This is a genomic window from Dyella sp. SG562 (assembly GCF_011759495.1).
In the GTDB taxonomy this organism is placed as follows: domain Bacteria; phylum Pseudomonadota; class Gammaproteobacteria; order Xanthomonadales; family Rhodanobacteraceae; genus Dyella_D; species Dyella_D marensis.
This window is the reverse complement of sequence record NZ_JAAOYS010000004.1, coordinates 20,409-34,655: the sequence shown is the minus strand read 5'-3', so window position 1 is coordinate 34,655 and position 14,247 is coordinate 20,409. Positions and strand designations below refer to the sequence as shown.

General features: G+C 69.3%; 13 protein-coding genes. 7 read left to right on the top strand and 6 right to left on the bottom strand.

Translation table 11 applies throughout. The features are described from left to right. Positions 1 to 79: 79 nt before the first annotated feature. From bioB to bioC, 5 genes are read left to right on the top strand one after another with little or no spacing between them, the layout of a single operon-like run. Complete coding sequence (gene bioB, locus FHW84_RS09505) at positions 80 to 1,141, top strand: biotin synthase BioB (protein ID WP_167254816.1); 1,062 nt, start codon at positions 80 to 82, stop codon at positions 1,139 to 1,141. A gap of 10 nt (positions 1,142 to 1,151) precedes the next feature. Next, positions 1,152 to 2,345, top strand: coding sequence for an 8-amino-7-oxononanoate synthase (gene bioF / locus FHW84_RS09500; protein WP_167254814.1), 1,194 nt, complete (start codon positions 1,152 to 1,154; stop codon positions 2,343 to 2,345). A gap of 25 nt (positions 2,346 to 2,370) precedes the next feature. Then, positions 2,371 to 3,126, top strand: a complete 756-nt coding sequence (locus FHW84_RS09495) for a sulfurtransferase (RefSeq protein ID WP_167254813.1) — start codon at positions 2,371 to 2,373, stop codon at positions 3,124 to 3,126. Continuing rightward, complete coding sequence (gene bioH, locus FHW84_RS09490; RefSeq protein WP_167254811.1) at positions 3,123 to 3,893, top strand: pimeloyl-ACP methyl ester esterase BioH; 771 nt, start codon at positions 3,123 to 3,125, stop codon at positions 3,891 to 3,893. Before FHW84_RS09495 ends, bioH begins: the two co-directional genes overlap by 4 nt. Beyond that, complete coding sequence (gene bioC, locus FHW84_RS09485) at positions 3,890 to 4,771, top strand: malonyl-ACP O-methyltransferase BioC (RefSeq protein ID WP_167254810.1); 882 nt, start codon at positions 3,890 to 3,892, stop codon at positions 4,769 to 4,771. Before bioH ends, bioC begins: the two co-directional genes overlap by 4 nt. Here bioC and FHW84_RS09480 read toward each other — a convergent pair. From FHW84_RS09480 to FHW84_RS09465, 4 genes are all read right to left on the bottom strand, one after another. Continuing rightward, complete coding sequence (locus FHW84_RS09480) at positions 4,768 to 5,637, bottom strand: MBL fold metallo-hydrolase (protein ID WP_167254809.1); 870 nt, start codon at positions 5,635 to 5,637, stop codon at positions 4,768 to 4,770. The genes bioC and FHW84_RS09480 overlap by 4 nt on opposite strands. 334 nt (positions 5,638 to 5,971) lie before the next feature. Next, a complete protein-coding gene (locus FHW84_RS09475) occupies positions 5,972 to 6,541 on the bottom strand; it encodes a DNA-3-methyladenine glycosylase I (RefSeq protein WP_167254808.1) in 570 nt (189 codons plus the stop codon). 112 nt (positions 6,542 to 6,653) lie between these two features. Next, positions 6,654 to 7,397, bottom strand: coding sequence for an MHYT domain-containing protein (locus FHW84_RS09470; RefSeq protein ID WP_167254807.1), 744 nt, complete (start codon positions 7,395 to 7,397; stop codon positions 6,654 to 6,656). Positions 7,398 to 7,548: 151 nt separating this feature from the next. Next, positions 7,549 to 8,316, bottom strand: a complete 768-nt coding sequence (locus FHW84_RS09465) for a hypothetical protein (protein WP_167254806.1) — start codon at positions 8,314 to 8,316, stop codon at positions 7,549 to 7,551. A gap of 251 nt (positions 8,317 to 8,567) precedes the next feature. On the opposite strand from FHW84_RS09465, the gene FHW84_RS09460 reads away from it, so the two are divergent. Further along, positions 8,568 to 9,452 carry a DMT family transporter gene (locus tag FHW84_RS09460; RefSeq protein WP_167254804.1) on the top strand — a complete coding sequence of 295 codons (885 nt, stop codon included), beginning with the start codon at positions 8,568 to 8,570 and terminating at the stop codon, positions 9,450 to 9,452. A 101-nt stretch (positions 9,453 to 9,553) separates the two neighbouring features. On the opposite strand, the gene FHW84_RS09455 is transcribed toward FHW84_RS09460, so the two are convergent. Together FHW84_RS09455 and FHW84_RS09450 are read right to left on the bottom strand one after the other, a co-directional pair. After that, positions 9,554 to 10,501, bottom strand: a complete 948-nt coding sequence (locus FHW84_RS09455) for a pyridoxal-phosphate dependent enzyme (RefSeq protein ID WP_167254802.1) — start codon at positions 10,499 to 10,501, stop codon at positions 9,554 to 9,556. Then, entirely contained in the window at positions 10,498 to 11,508 is a 1,011-nt protein-coding gene (locus tag FHW84_RS09450) for an aldose epimerase (RefSeq protein WP_167254800.1), read from the bottom strand. Before FHW84_RS09450 ends, FHW84_RS09455 begins: the two co-directional genes overlap by 4 nt. A 68-nt stretch (positions 11,509 to 11,576) precedes the next feature. On the opposite strand from FHW84_RS09450, the gene pepN reads away from it, so the two are divergent. After that, on the top strand, positions 11,577 to 14,228 hold the full coding sequence (gene pepN, locus FHW84_RS09445) for an aminopeptidase N (protein WP_167254798.1): 2,652 nt from the start codon (positions 11,577 to 11,579) through the stop codon (positions 14,226 to 14,228). The last annotated feature ends 19 nt before the right edge of the window (positions 14,229 to 14,247 follow it).

Sequence of the window (14,247 nt, the reverse complement as noted above, 5' to 3'; positions counted from 1 at the left end):
CAACCTCATTACCACTGTTTCGGTTGACAGACGCCGCGGCGCTGCCAGACTGTCGCCCTTCCCCGCCAGAGCCATCCCCATGACTCAAGCTCTCCGCCACGACTGGACCCGCGACGAGGTCGCCGCGCTGTTCGCGCTGCCGTTCAACGAGCTGCTGCACCGCGCGCACTCGCTGCATCGCGAGCACCACGACCCCAACGCCGTACAGGTCTCCACCCTGCTGTCGATCAAGACCGGCGGCTGCCCGGAGGACTGCGCCTACTGCCCGCAGGCGGCGCGCTACGACACCGGGGTGAAGGCGCAGAAGCTGATGAGCGTGGATGCCGTGGTGGCGCGCGCGCAGGCGGCCAAGGACGCCGGCGCCAGCCGCTTCTGCATGGGCGCGGCCTGGCGCAGCCCGAAGGACCGCGACGTGGCCAAGGTGGCCGAGATCGTCTCGGCGGTGAAGGCGCTGGGCCTGGAAACCTGCGCCACCCTGGGCATGCTCGACGGCAATCAGGCGCAGGCGCTCAAGCGCGCCGGCCTGGACTACTACAATCACAACCTGGACACCGCGCCGGAGTTCTACGGCGAGATCATCCACACCCGCGACTACCAGGACCGCCTCGACACGCTCGAACACGTGCGCTCGGTGGGCCTGAAGACCTGCTGCGGCGGCATCGTCGGCATGGGCGAGACGCGCACGCAGCGCGCCGGCCTGCTGCAGACCCTGGCCAACCTGCCGGAGCATCCGCAGTCGGTGCCGATCAACCAGCTGGTGCAAGTGGCCGGCACGCCGCTGGAAGGCACCGAGGCGCTGGATCCGTTCGAATTCGTGCGCACCATTGCGGTGGCGCGCATCCTGATGCCGGCCTCGATGGTGCGCCTGTCCGCCGGCCGCCAGCAGATGGACGACGCGGTGCAGGCGCTGTGCTTCTTCGCCGGCGCCAACTCGATCTTCTACGGCGAGAAGCTGCTCACCACCGGCAACCCGGACGTGGAGCACGACCGCCGCCTGTTCCAGCGCCTGGACCTGCATCCGCTGCAGGTGGTGGAAGAAGCCGGCACGGTGCACGCCGATATCCTGGAAGACGCGGCCGCTTCGGAAGGTTACGGCGCAGGCAGCTGCGGCAGCGCTTGCGGCTGCAGCGCGGCGGCCTGACCGCGGCGCCATGCCACGCCCTTCCCTGCTCGCACGCCTGGCGCAGGCCACGCAGGAGCGCGCGCGGTCAGGCCTGCTGCGCCGGCTGCGCACCGTCGAGCATGCCGAGGGCCCGTGGCTGGAAAGCGGCGGGCAGCGCCTGCTCGGTTTCTGCGGCAATGACTATCTGGGCCTGGCGCAGCATCCGCTGGTGATCGCCGCGTTCAAGCGCACCGCGGACGACGAAGGCGTGGGCAGCACCGCCGCGCATCTGATCTGTGGCCATCGCGCCGAACACGCGGCGCTGGAAGAAGCGCTGGCCGACTGGACCGGCCGCGAGCGCGTGGCGCTGTTCTCCACCGGCTACATGGCCAACCTCGGCGCGATGCAGGCGCTGCTGCGCGCGGGCGACGTCTGCGTGCAGGACAAGCTCAATCACGCCTGCCTGCTCGATGGCGCCGCGCTGGCCGGCGCGGAACTGAAGCGCTATCCGCACAACGACGTCGATGGCGCCGCGCGCCAGCTCGCCAGCCGCACGGAGGCCGGCGCATTGCTTGCCACCGACGGCGTGTTCAGCATGGACGGCGACCTCGCCCCGCTGCGCGAACTGGCGAAGCTGTGCGAGGCGCAGGACGCCACCCTGATGGTCGACGACGCGCATGGCCTGGGCGTGCTCGGCGACAACGGCGCCGGCACGCTCAGCCTGCTGGCGCTGGGCCAGCGCGAGGTGCCCGTGCTGATGGCGACCCTGGGCAAGGCGCTGGGCTGCCATGGCGCCTTCGTCGCCGGTTCCGCCGGCCTGATCGAAGGCCTGCTGCAGTCCGCGCGCACCTACGTCTACACCACCGCCATGCCGCCGGCCGTCGCCGCCGCCGCGCTGGCCGCGGTGCGCGTGGCGCGCGAGGAAAGCTGGCGGCGCCAGAAGCTGGCCGCGCTGATCCGCCGCTTCCGCGGCGGCGCACACCAGCTGGGCCTGCCCCTGATGCCCTCGGATACCGCCATCCAGCCGCTGCTGCTGGGCGAGGCCGGCACGGTAATGGCCGCCGCCGGCGCGCTGGAGCAGGTGGGCTTCCTGGTCGGCGCGATCCGCCCGCCCACCGTGCCCGCCGGCAAGGCGCGGCTGCGCATCACGCTGTCGGCGGCCCACGAGGAAGAGCACGTGGACATGCTGCTGGAGGCCCTGTCCGGCCTGGCGCCGGACCAGGCAGCCACCCCGCCGCTATAATGGCGCGCTACCTGCCGTATCCCTCATGCCGATCGTCAATCTCTCCGCCTATAAATTCGTCAGCCTGGAAGACCTTCCGGCGCTGCGCGAGCGCGTGCTCGAACGCTGCCTGGCGCTGTCGCTGAAAGGCACCATCCTGTTGGCGCCGGAGGGGATCAACCTGTTCCTGGCCGGCCCGCGCGAAGCGACGGACGCGTTCATGGCCTGGCTGCGCGAGGACGCGCGCTTCGCCGACCTCGTGCCGAAGGAGTCGTTGTCCGACGACGTGCCGTTCGGCCGCATGCGCGTGCGGCTGAAGAAGGAAATCATCACCATGCGCCGGCCCACGATCCGCCCCGAAGGTGGCCGCGCACCGTCGGTGGCGCCGGCCACGCTGCGGCGCTGGCTGGAACAGGGCCGAGACGACGACGGGCGCGAAGTGGTGCTGCTGGATACGCGCAACGACTACGAAACGGAGGTGGGCCGGTTCGAGCACGCCGTGGATTACCGCATCGCCAGCTTCACCGCCTTCCCTGAAGCCGTCGCCGCGGATCGCGCGCGCTTCGAGGGCCGCACGGTGGTGTCGTACTGCACCGGCGGCATCCGCTGCGAAAAGGCGGCGCTGCATATGCAGGATATGGGCGTGGCAAACGTGTTCCAGCTCGAAGGCGGCATCCTGAAGTATTTCGAGGAAACCGACGGCGCCTACTGGCGCGGCGGCTGCTTCGTGTTCGACGAACGCGGCGCGGTGGACAAGGAACTCGCTCCTTCCGCCATCGGCGGCGACGGAGCGGACGCATGAGCCTGCACGTGGACGTGCGCGGCACGGGCCCCGTGCCGGTGGTGATGCTGCACGGCTGGGCCATGCATGGCGGCGTGATGGCGCCGCTGGCCGAGGCGCTGGAACAGCGCTGCACCGTCTATGTGGTGGATCTGCCGGGCCATGGCCATTCGCGCGACTGCGGTATTCCGCTGGCGCCTTCGGCCTGCGCCGCGGCCATTGCCGACGCGACGCCGCCCGCTTTGTGGCTGGGCTGGTCGCTGGGCGGCCTGATCGCGCTCACCGCCGCGCTGGAACGCCCGCGCCAGGTGCGCGGCCTGGCCATGGTCTGCGCCACGCCCAAGTTCGTGCGCGACGACAGCTGGCCCTACGGCAGCGACCCCACCCTGGTGCGCCAGCTCGCCACCGACCTGGAAACCGACTACCACGCCACGCTGGAGCGCTTTCTCGCGCTGGAAGCCATGGGCAGCGCGGACCCGCGCGCCGAGCTGCGCCATCTGCGCGCGCTGGCTTTCGAGCGCGGCGAGCCGGACCTGCGCGTGCTGCAGGAAGGCATCCGCATCCTGGACGACGCCGACCGCCGCGCCGCCCTGCCGGACCTGGCGGTGCCCAGCGCCTGGATCGCCGGGCACCGCGACCGCCTGGTGCATCCGCAGGCGATGCAGTGGTCGTCCACCCGATGCGGCGGCCGCTACGACGAGATCGCGCGCGCCGGCCACGCCCCGTTCTTCGGCCACGCCGAGGCGGTGGCGCAGGCCCTCAACCCTTTGCTGGACAGCTGGCGATGAGCGACTTCCATATCGACCGGCGCCAGGTCCGCCGCAACTTCGGCCGCGCGGCGCGCACCTACGAGCAGCACGATGCGCTGCAGCGCGAGGTGCAGAACCTGCTGTTCGAGCGGCTGGATTTCTATCTGGAAGCGCCGGCCCTGGTGGTCGACGTCGGCGCCGGCACCGGCCGCGGCGCGGCGCTGCTGAAGAAGCGCTATGCCAAGGCGCAGGTGCTGGCGACGGATCTCGCGCTGCCGATGCTGCGCGCGGCCAGGCAGCATGCGAGCTGGCTGAAGCCGTTCCAGCGCGTGTGCGCGGAAGCCACCGCGCTGCCGCTGCCGGACCACAGCGTGGACGTGCTGCATTCCAACCTGTGCTTCCAGTGGATCGACGACCTGCAGGCGCTGTTCGGCGAATGCGTGCGCGTGCTCAAGCCCGGCGGCCTGCTGCTGTTCTCCACCTTCGGCCCCGACACGCTGAAGGAACTGCGCGCGGCCTGGGCGCAGGCCGACCAGCAGCCGCACGTGAGCCGCTTCCTGGACATGCACGACCTGGGCGACGCCATGATCGCCGCCGGCCTGCGCGACCCGGTGCTGGACGTGGACCGCTACACCCTCACCTACAGCGAGCCGCGCCTGCTGCTGAAGGAACTGCAGGGCCTGGGCGCCACCAATGCCGACACCGCGCGCGAGCGCGGGCTGACCGGCAAGAAGCACTATCGCCAGATGCTGGATGCCTACGAAAGCATGCGCGTCGACGGACGCGTGCCGGCCACCTGGGAGGTGGTGACGGCGCATGCGTGGGGTCCGGCGACCGGCCAGTCGCGCCGCGTGAAAGGCGGCGGCGAGATCGCCAGCTTCTCGGTGGACAGCCTGCGCGGTTCGCGCCGCCGCTAGGCGCCGAACCGGTTGAGCGGCAGGCGCAGGTAGCGCACGCCTTCCTCGCCCGGTGGCGGCAGGCGGCCGCCGCGGATATTCACCTGCAGCGCCGGCAGCAGCAGCCGCGGCACGGGCAGCGTGGCGTCGCGCGCGGTGCGCAGGGCGACGAAGGAGGCTTCGGTCGCGCCATCTTTGACGTGCACGTTGCCGTGGCGCTGCGCGGGGATGCTGGTCTGCGCCTCCGCGCCGCGCGAAGCGGGCGGATAGTCGTGGCACAGGAACAGCCGCGTTTCCGGCGGCAGCGCGAGGATGCGCTGGATCGACGCGTACAGGCGCGAGGCATCGCCGCCGGGGAAATCGCAGCGCGCGGTGCCGGTTTCCGGCGCGAACAGCGTGTCGCCCACGAAGGCCGCATCGCCGATCAGATAGGTCAGCCCGTCGTCGGTGTGGCCCGGCGTGGCCATGGCGCGGATCTCCATCACGCCCGCATGCAGCGCGTCGCCATCGCGCAGCAGGCGGTCGAACTGGCGGCCGTCCGGCACGAATTCCTCGCCCAGGCCGAACAGCGCCTTGAAGCGCGACTGCACGCGCACGATGCCTTCGCCGATGGCGAGTTTCGCGCCGAACGCATTGCGCAGGTGGTCGCCTGCGCTGAGGTGATCGGCATGGGCATGGGTTTCCAGGATCCATTCGACCGTTAGCCGCTGTTCGTGCACATAAGCGATCACGGCATCGGCCGAGGCGCTCGACACGTGGGCAGCGGCCGCGTCGTAGTCCAGCACCGGGTCGATCACCACGGCGGAGCGGCCTTCGTGGACGACGTAGGAGAAGGTGTGGGTGTCGGCGTGGAAGAACGCGCGGACGATGGGTTGGAGCGGGGACATCGGTATTACCTCGCCGGCGTGGCGGTGACGCAGCGGACATAGTGCAGCGCGCCGGTTGTTCTTGTCACCGCTCCTGCTGAAACTCTTCTCCCCGCTGGGGAGCACGCGGGGAGCGCACATGGATGTGCGCGGCGTTGAGGAGCGAGGAAGATGCCGGTCCCACGGGGACTCCCTTCGGTCGCAGCAGATGAGGGGCGGGTGCTCGCGGTGGCGCTTTACGGGGCGAAGAAAAACTTTGGCGCTTGTAGCGGCCCTCCGCGCACCGCTCCGCCCGGCCCCTCACCCCAGCCCTCTCCCCGGAGGGGAGAGGGAGCAAGAGCTGCGGCGTCGCTGATTATTTGGCGTTGTGGCGGAAACAACCGGTGATGTGGTCGTCCACCATGCCGGTGGCCTGCATGAAGGCGTAGCAGATGGTGCTGCCGACGAAACGGAAGCCGCGCTTTTTCAAGTCCTTGCTCATGCGGTCCGACACCGCCGTGCTGGCCGGCACCTCGCTGCGCTCGCGCCAGCGGTTCTTCAGCGGCTTGCCGTCGACGAAGGACCATAAATGCGCATCGAGGCTGCCCATTTCGTCGATGACCTTGAGCGCCGCCTGCGCATTGCCGCGCGTGGCGGAGAGCTTGAGGCGGTTGCGCACGATGCCCGGATCGAGCATGAGCTTTTCCAGTTCGCGGTCTTTCATCGCCGCCACGCGCGCGATCTCGAAGTTGTGGAACACCTCGCGGTAGTGCTCACGCTTGACCAGCACCGTGCGCCACGAAAGGCCGGCCTGCGCGCCTTCCAGGATCAGGCATTCGAACAGCAGGCGGTCGTCGTGCAGGGGCACGCCCCATTCGCTGTCGTGGTAGTCGCGTTCGATCTCGCTGCCGTCGGCCCAGGCGCAGCGGGTAAGAGGCTTGGCCATGCGTCGTGCTCCGGAAGGGAGACGAAGCATAGATGGGGAACGGGGAACGGGGAACGGAAGAGCGTCGGTCGAGCGCCCTTGATCCCCGCTCCCCATTCCCCGTTCCCTGCTTTCAGATCGTGATCGCCTCGCGCCGCCGCTGGCGCATATGGTTGAGCACCAGCACCACCACCAGCAGCACCAGCACCACGGCGAAGATGCTGACGCCGAGGTTGTCGCCGCGCAGGCCGGCGGCATAGCCGGCGGGCAGCTGGCTGCCGTTGTCTTCGATATTCACCGCGGCCATGCCGGTGTAGTGCATGCCGCACACGGCGATGCCCATCACCAGGGCACTGCCGACCATCTGCGCCATGCCGCGCAGATTGAAGGCCAGCCATAGCGCGGCGATCGAGGCGACGATGGCGATCAGCACGGACAGCGCCACGATGCTCACGTCGTAGGTGATGAAAGCGCCCATCAGCACCGCCGCCATGCCGAGGTAATGCATGCCGGCCACGCCCAGGCCCATGCACACGCCGGCCGCCACCAGCTTGGGCCAGCTGAAACTGCCGCTGCCGGCGATGGCCAGGCCCATCGAGCAGGCCGCGAACGCAAGCACCGCCGACAGCGAGGTGCGCGCCAGGTCGTAGGTGACCGGCATGCCCATGTCGCAGGCGAGCATGGCAATGAAATGCATCGCCCAGATCGCGCCCACGCCCATCGCCGCACCGGCGGCGAGGATGGCGGCGGTGCGCTGGCGGCTGCTTTGCGCCAGTGGAATGCCGACCGCCAGTTGCAGCGCCGTATACGAACCGAGCACCGAGATCAGGTAGGAAAGAACGATCAGCATCCAGCTGTAGCTTTGATGCGCAGCCATGGCATTTCTCCTTAGGTTCGCGTGGAAACGGGTTCGTGCGGAAATCGGTCGCGTGGAAATTCGAAAAAAGCCCGCCTGCGGCGCGGCTGCGCCGTGGGTGTCTGCCATGGGTCCGGGCCGGGACCGGTCCCCCCTGCCTACTGCACGTCCGTCAGTGCGAGATTTCGAGAATGCAGCTCGCCGCGCCGTGGCTGCGGCAGAACAGGTTGCGTACGAACACGGTCTGCGGCTCGACGGATCCGCCGAGCACGCCTTCGATATAGCCACTGAAGAAACGGCAGCCGGACTGGCTGCCGGGCGAACACAGCGGGCTGTTCTGGATCAGCAGCTGGCCGTCGCGCCAGTCCACGCTGGCCAGCTCGCGCATCGCCGGCACGGCGATGCGCTTGATCGCGTCGACCAGGGTGAGCTTGGCGCCCATCGCGTATTCGCGCTTGTACACCCATGCGCCGGTGCGGCGGCCGGCCAGATGCAGCGAGGCTTCGCGCGCATCGGCCGCCACCGCGTGCTCGAGATTGCGCAGCCAGGGATAGATCTTGGGATAGTCGCGCGCCAGCTGCGGCAGCGTGCTTTCCACCTGGTGCACGTCGGGGCCGGCGCTCTGCGTCAGCGGCGCCGGCGGCGCCAGCGGCGCGGGCCCGGGCGCGGATGCCGCCTGCGCTATCGCCGCCATCGCCGGACGGCCTTCGGCCAGGCCCGCTTCGAAGCTCAGCACGCGGCTGTGCGTGGCCAGCGCCTCTTCCATCGCGAGCTGCCGGTCGGTGGGACCGCGCACGATCATGGTCAGCCAGGTTCCCCGGCTGTCCTGGGACAAGCGTTGCCGCACCAGGGTGAATCCGTTGGCCACGACCACGCGGCCAAGCTCCACCAGCAATCCTTCGCGGCGGTCCGAGAGGACCTGCACCTCCAGCTCGATCATCTTTCCCCCTGTGGTCGATGCTGGTTTCAATTGTGGACGGCAACATGATTCATGCGATCCAGGCAAAATGTGATGTCTTTCTAGAAACTCGCATTGCGCCTCGCATTCAATGATCGGCTCGGCCTGCGTTGTACACGCGCTCTTCACGCAAGCGCGTCGACGCACGTCGATCCATCGCCAAGCTTGCGCATTGCTGACCTCTTTCCACTCACGCCGCGCACCGGCGCGGCGAAAAAATTTGCGCAGGCCACATGTCTTCGAATGCTTCCAGGCGCGGCGCGATCGCCGCGATGCTCGTCACCATCCTCATCTGGGCTTACAGCTGGGTGGTGATGAAGCAGGTACTGCAGCATGCGGGGCCGTTCCAGTTCTCCGCGCTGCGCTACACGCTGGGCGCGCTGGTTCTGTTCGGCGTGCTGCTGGCGACGCGGCAGCCGCTGCGTCCACCGCCGCTGCTGCCGACGGCGCTGATCGGCTTGTGCCAGACCGCGGCGTTCCAGGGCCTGGGCCAGTGGGCGCTGGTGGAAGGCGGTGCGGGACGCGTCGCGCTGCTCGCCTACACCATGCCGTTCTGGGCGGTGCTGCTGGCGTGGGTGGTATTGCGCGAGGAACCCACGCCGCGGCATTGGGCGGGACTCGCGCTCGCCGCGCTGGGCCTGGTATGCATCATCGAGCCCTGGCGCGGCCTGGGCACCGGCGGCAGCACCTTGCTGGCGATCGCTGCGGGCGCGGCCTGGGCGATGGGCACGGTGCTGAGCAAGCGCATGTTCCAGCGGCACAAGCCGACGCCGCTCAACCTCACCGCGTGGCAGATGCTGTTCGGCGCGCTGGGCCTGTGCGTGGTGGCGCTGCTGGTGCCGCAGCGGCCGATCGACTGGACCTGGGAGCTGATCGCGGGCCTGGCCTACAGCGTGGTGCTGGCGTCGAGCGTGGCCTGGGGTCTGTGGCTGCTGGTGCTGCAGCGCCTGCCGACCGCGGTGGCGAGCCTTTCGAGCCTGGGCGTGCCGATTGTCAGCGTGCTGCTGGCGTGGGCGATCCTGCACGAGCAGCCGTCGGCGATGGAATGGGTGGGTATTGCGCTGGTTCTTGCCGGCTTGCTTGCGGTGAGCGGTTTGAAATTGAAGAGGCCGGCGTAGGTTGGGGTGAGCCGCAGGCGAACCCCAACGTCGCCACCTTCAAGCGCCTCGCAACGTTGGGGTTCGCCTGTGGCTCACCCCAACCTACGCGGTGAGGGCGCTTACCAGGGCAAGGCGTCGAGATCGACGTTGCCGCCGGTCAGCACCAGGCCGACGCGGCGGCCGGCGAAATGCTCGGGCTGCTTCAGCACCGCGGCCAGCACGGTGGCGCTGGACGGTTCGATCACCAGCTTCAGTTCGCGCCACAGCAGCTTCATCGCCGCGACCACTTCTTCGTCGCTGACGGTGATCACCTGCGTGCGATGCGTGCGCAGCGCTTCGAAGTTCGGCTCGCCGACCAGTGCGCGCAGGCCATCGCAGATGGTGTCCGGATGAAAGGACTCGATGCGTGCGCCGCGCGCCAGCGACTGCGCGATATCGTCCGCACCCGCCGGCTCCGCGCCGAACATCGCCAGCTCCGGCTTCAGGCCATGCGCGGCAATCGCGCAACCGGCGGCAAGCCCGCCGCCGCCGAGCGGCGTGATCAGCGCATCGATGCCTTCCACCTGGCGCAGCAGCTCCAGCACCAGCGTGCCCTGCCCCGCCATCACGCGCGGGTCGGCATAGGGATGCACCATTTCCGCGCCGGTCTGGCGCTGCACCTCGGCGGACATCGCCTCGCGCGCCGCTTGCGTCGGCCCGCAGCGGTGCAGCACCGCGCCGGCCTGTTCGATCGCATCCAGCTTGGCGCGCACCGCGCCTTCGGGCACCACCACATGAGCGGTGATGCCGCGCGTGGCGGCCGCCATCGCCAAGGCATTGCCGTGATTGCCGGAGGAGTGCGTGACCACGCCGCGCGCAGCTTGTTCGTCGTCCAGCGACCACACCGCATTGCACGCGCCGCGGAACTTGAACGCGCCGCCGCGCTGCAGGTTCTCGCATTTGAAATGCAGTCCCGCGCCGGCCAGCGCATCCAGGCGCGCACTGCGCAGCACCGGCGTCACCACGGCGTAAGGAGCGATGCGCGCGGCGGCGTCGCGAATCTGGTCGAGGTCGGGCAGTGCACTCATGGCAGTTCGATCTCCACGCCGCAGCGGAAGCGGCGTTCGGTTCCGGGTTCGAGGCGGATGGCATCGGCGCAATCCGCCCGGTTGAAGGCATCGGCCCAGCTTTCCATCGGCTCCAGCGCCACCGAGCGGCGCACGTCGCGCGTGACGGTGTCGGCGGTGAACACCAGCATCACGCCGGACTCCTGCCACACGGCCAGGCCCAGGCCGCTGTCGGGATCGCGCAGGCGGGTGCGGGCGCGGCCGTCCTCGTCCAGGCGCAGCTGCGCGTAAGCATGGTTGATCTCGTGTGCGCCGATCGGGCGCGGGCGGCGGAAATCCAGCGCGGGCTCTTCCTGCATCGGCACGTGCGCCGCCTTGCCGGGCAGCGGGATGTAGTGGGCGTCGGTGCGCACGATGGTCTCGGCGGGAATCTGCAGTTCCCAGGCATCGGCCGGCGCGTCGCCCAGGCGGAAGTACGGATGCCAGCCGAAGAAGCACGGCGCCGCGCGGTCGCCGACATTGCGCATGCCGGCTTCCAGCGTGAGGCCGTCGGCATCGAGCAGGTAGCTGATGCTGAGGTCGATCGCGAAGGGGTAGCCCGGATGCACGCCGGGGCGGATCGCCGAGGTGCGGAATTCGACATGCGCACCCAATTCGTTCGCGCCGAAACCGGCCAGCTCGAAATCCACGCCGCGCACGAAGCCATGCCGCGCCGCCCGCTGCGCGCCCTCGATGCCCGGCTGCAGGTCGTGGGTTTCGCCGTCGAAACTGTAGCGCGCATCGTCGATGCGGTTGGCGAACGGCGCCATGATGGCGAAGCGCGAGCTGGGGCGGCTGTCCAGCTCGGCGGCGTCGCGGTAGCCGTCGGCCAGGTCCAGCGTGGCCGCGCCCAGGGTCTGTTCCAGCCCGATCACGGTGGCGCCGCGCCGCGCGATGCGCACGCGGCGGCCGCGGGAAGGGTCTTCCAGGATCACGATCTCGTGGGGTCCCACGCTGCTGCGTCCGGCGCGGTAGGCATGGCTCGGCATTAGCTTGTCCTGCTGCGAAAATGCCGCATGTTAGCCTGAACCGTCTCCGCAGCCTGCCAATGTCCCCCATGAGCGCACGCGACCAGCTTTCCGCACCCACCATCCGCCTCAGCGATTACCGCGCACCCGCCTGGCGGGTGGAGCGCGTCGAACTGGAGTTCGACTTAGGGATCGACGTCACCGAGGTATCGTCCCGCTTGCTCCTGCGCCGCGACCCCGCGCAGGACGAACCGCTGCGGCTGGATGGCGAAGGACTGGAACTGCTTTCCATCGCGCTGGATGGCCAGCCGCTGGACGCCGGCCGCTACCGCCAGAACGAAGGCGAGCTGGAAGTGGACGGCGCGCGCGACGGCAGCGTGCTGGAAACGCGGGTGCGCCTGCAGCCGGCGCGGAACACGGCGCTGGAAGGCCTGTATCTGTCAGGTTCGCGCGAGAGCGGCTTCCTGCTGACGCAGTGCGAGGCGGAAGGGTTTCGCCACATCACGTTCTTTCCCGACCGGCCGGACGTCCTCGCCCGCTACACGGTGACGCTGCGCGCGGACAAGACGCGCTTCCCGGTGCTGCTGGCCGGCGGCAATCCGGACGGCGCGGGCGAGATGCCGGACGGGCGGCATTGGGCGCGCTTCGTCGATCCGCATCCGAAGCCGAGCTATCTGTTCGCCACGGTGGCCGGGCGGCTGGAGAAAATCGAGCACGATTACCGCACGGCGGACGGGCGCGACGTCAAGCTGGTGATCTGGTCCGAAGCTAATGTGATCGACCGCTGCCATTACGCGATGGACGCGCTGGAGCGTTCCATGCGCTGGGACGAGCAGGCCTACGGGCGCCATTACGACCTGGACGTTTTCCACGTGGTCGCCACCCACGATTTCAATATGGGCGCGATGGAGAACAAGGGCCTCAATATCTTCAACGCGAAATACCTGCTGGCCGATCCGGATTCGACCACCGACGACGAATACCGCGCGGTGGAAGCGGTGGTGGCGCACGAGTATTTCCATAACTGGAGCGGCAACCGCGTCACCTGCCGCGACTGGTTCCAGCTGTCGCTGAAGGAAGGGCTGACGGTGTTCCGCGAGCAGCAGTTCTCGGCGGACATGAATTCGCCGGCGCTGAAACGCATCGAGGACGTGGCGCTGCTGCGCCGCGCGCAGTTCCCGGAAGATGCCGGCCCGCTGGCGCATCCGGTGCGTCCGGCGCAGTACAGCGAGATCAACAACTTCTATACCGCGACGGTGTACGAGAAGGGTTCGGAGCTGGTGCGGATGATCGCGGGGCGGCTGGGCGAGCAAGGTTTCCGGCGCGGCATGGATCTGTATTTCTCGCGCAACGATGGGCAGGCGGCGACGATCGAGGATTTCCTCGGCGCGTTGGGCGAGGCGAACGGGATCGATCTGTCGCCTTATCTGGCCTGGTATGCGCAGGCGGGTACGCCGCGCCTGCGCGCCAGCGGCCGTTACGACGCGATGCGGCGCGAGTACGCGCTCACGCTGGCCCAGCACACGCCGCCTACGCCCGGGCAGGCGGAGAAGCGGGCGTTGCCGATTCCCGTGAAGCTCGCGCTGTTCGCGCGCGATGGGCGGATGCTGCCGCTGCATGTCGACGGACATCCGCAATCGGGTGCGACCGAGCTGGTGGTGGTGGCCGACAAGGCCGAACAGCAGATCGTGTTCCGCGATGTCGACGCCGCGCCGGTGCCGTCGCTGCTGCGTGGCTTCTCGGCGCCGGTGATCCTGGAAGGCATGGACGCCGCGGCCGACCTCGCCCTGCTGCTGCGCCACGACGCCGACGGCTTCAACCGCTGGCAGGCCGGGCAGCAACTGGCCACCTGCGCATACGAGGCGCTGCGCGAACATGGCGGCGGCGAGGCGGTGGAGGCGTGGAGCGGTGCATTGGCGGGGCTGTTCGCCGAAGACGGCGTGGATCCCGCCCTGCTGGCCGACCTGATGACGCCCCCCGGCGAGGTGGAGCTGGCCGAGCGCGAGCGCGAAGCGGATCCGCAGCGCATCCATGCCATGCGCGAACAACTGCAGCGGCGGCTGGCCGAACGCCTGGGTGCCGAGGCCATCCTGGCGCGCTATCAGGCCTTGTCCGCCCGGACCAGCGCAAAGCTCGACGCCGCCAGCCAGGCGCAGCGCCGGCTGAAGCGGCGCATGCTCGACCTGCTCGCCCTGCTCGATACGCCACGTGCTCAGGCTCTGGCCGAGCAGCAATACGAACACGCGCCCGGCATGACCGACCGCCTCGCCGCGCTGGCGGTGCTGGTGCGCACCGGCGCGCCGCAGGCCGCGGAGGCGCTGGCGCATTTCCGCCAGCGCTATGCGGACAACCCGCTGGCGCTGGACAAGTGGTTCAGCGTGCAGACCCAGCAACCCGGCGAGCCGGCGCTGGCGACCGTGCAGGCGCTGGAGCGGGACGCCGCGTTCACGCTGAAGAATCCCAACCGGGTCAATTCACTCTATGGCGCCTGGGCGCGCAGCAACCCGTCGGGTTTCCACCGCACCGACGGGGCAGGCTATCGGCTGCTGGCGGAACGGCTGGCCGCGCTGGATGCGCTCAATCCGCAGATCGCCGCCCGGCTGGCCACCGTGTTCAACGGCTGGCGCCGGCTGGAGCCGGTGCGCCGCGCACGCGCCAGGGAAGCGATTGCCGCTTTGGCGGAACGGGAAGGCCTGTCGCGCAATCTCGGCGAGATCGTGCAGAGCATGCTGCACGAGTAGGCGAAGCGAGCGGGTGGCC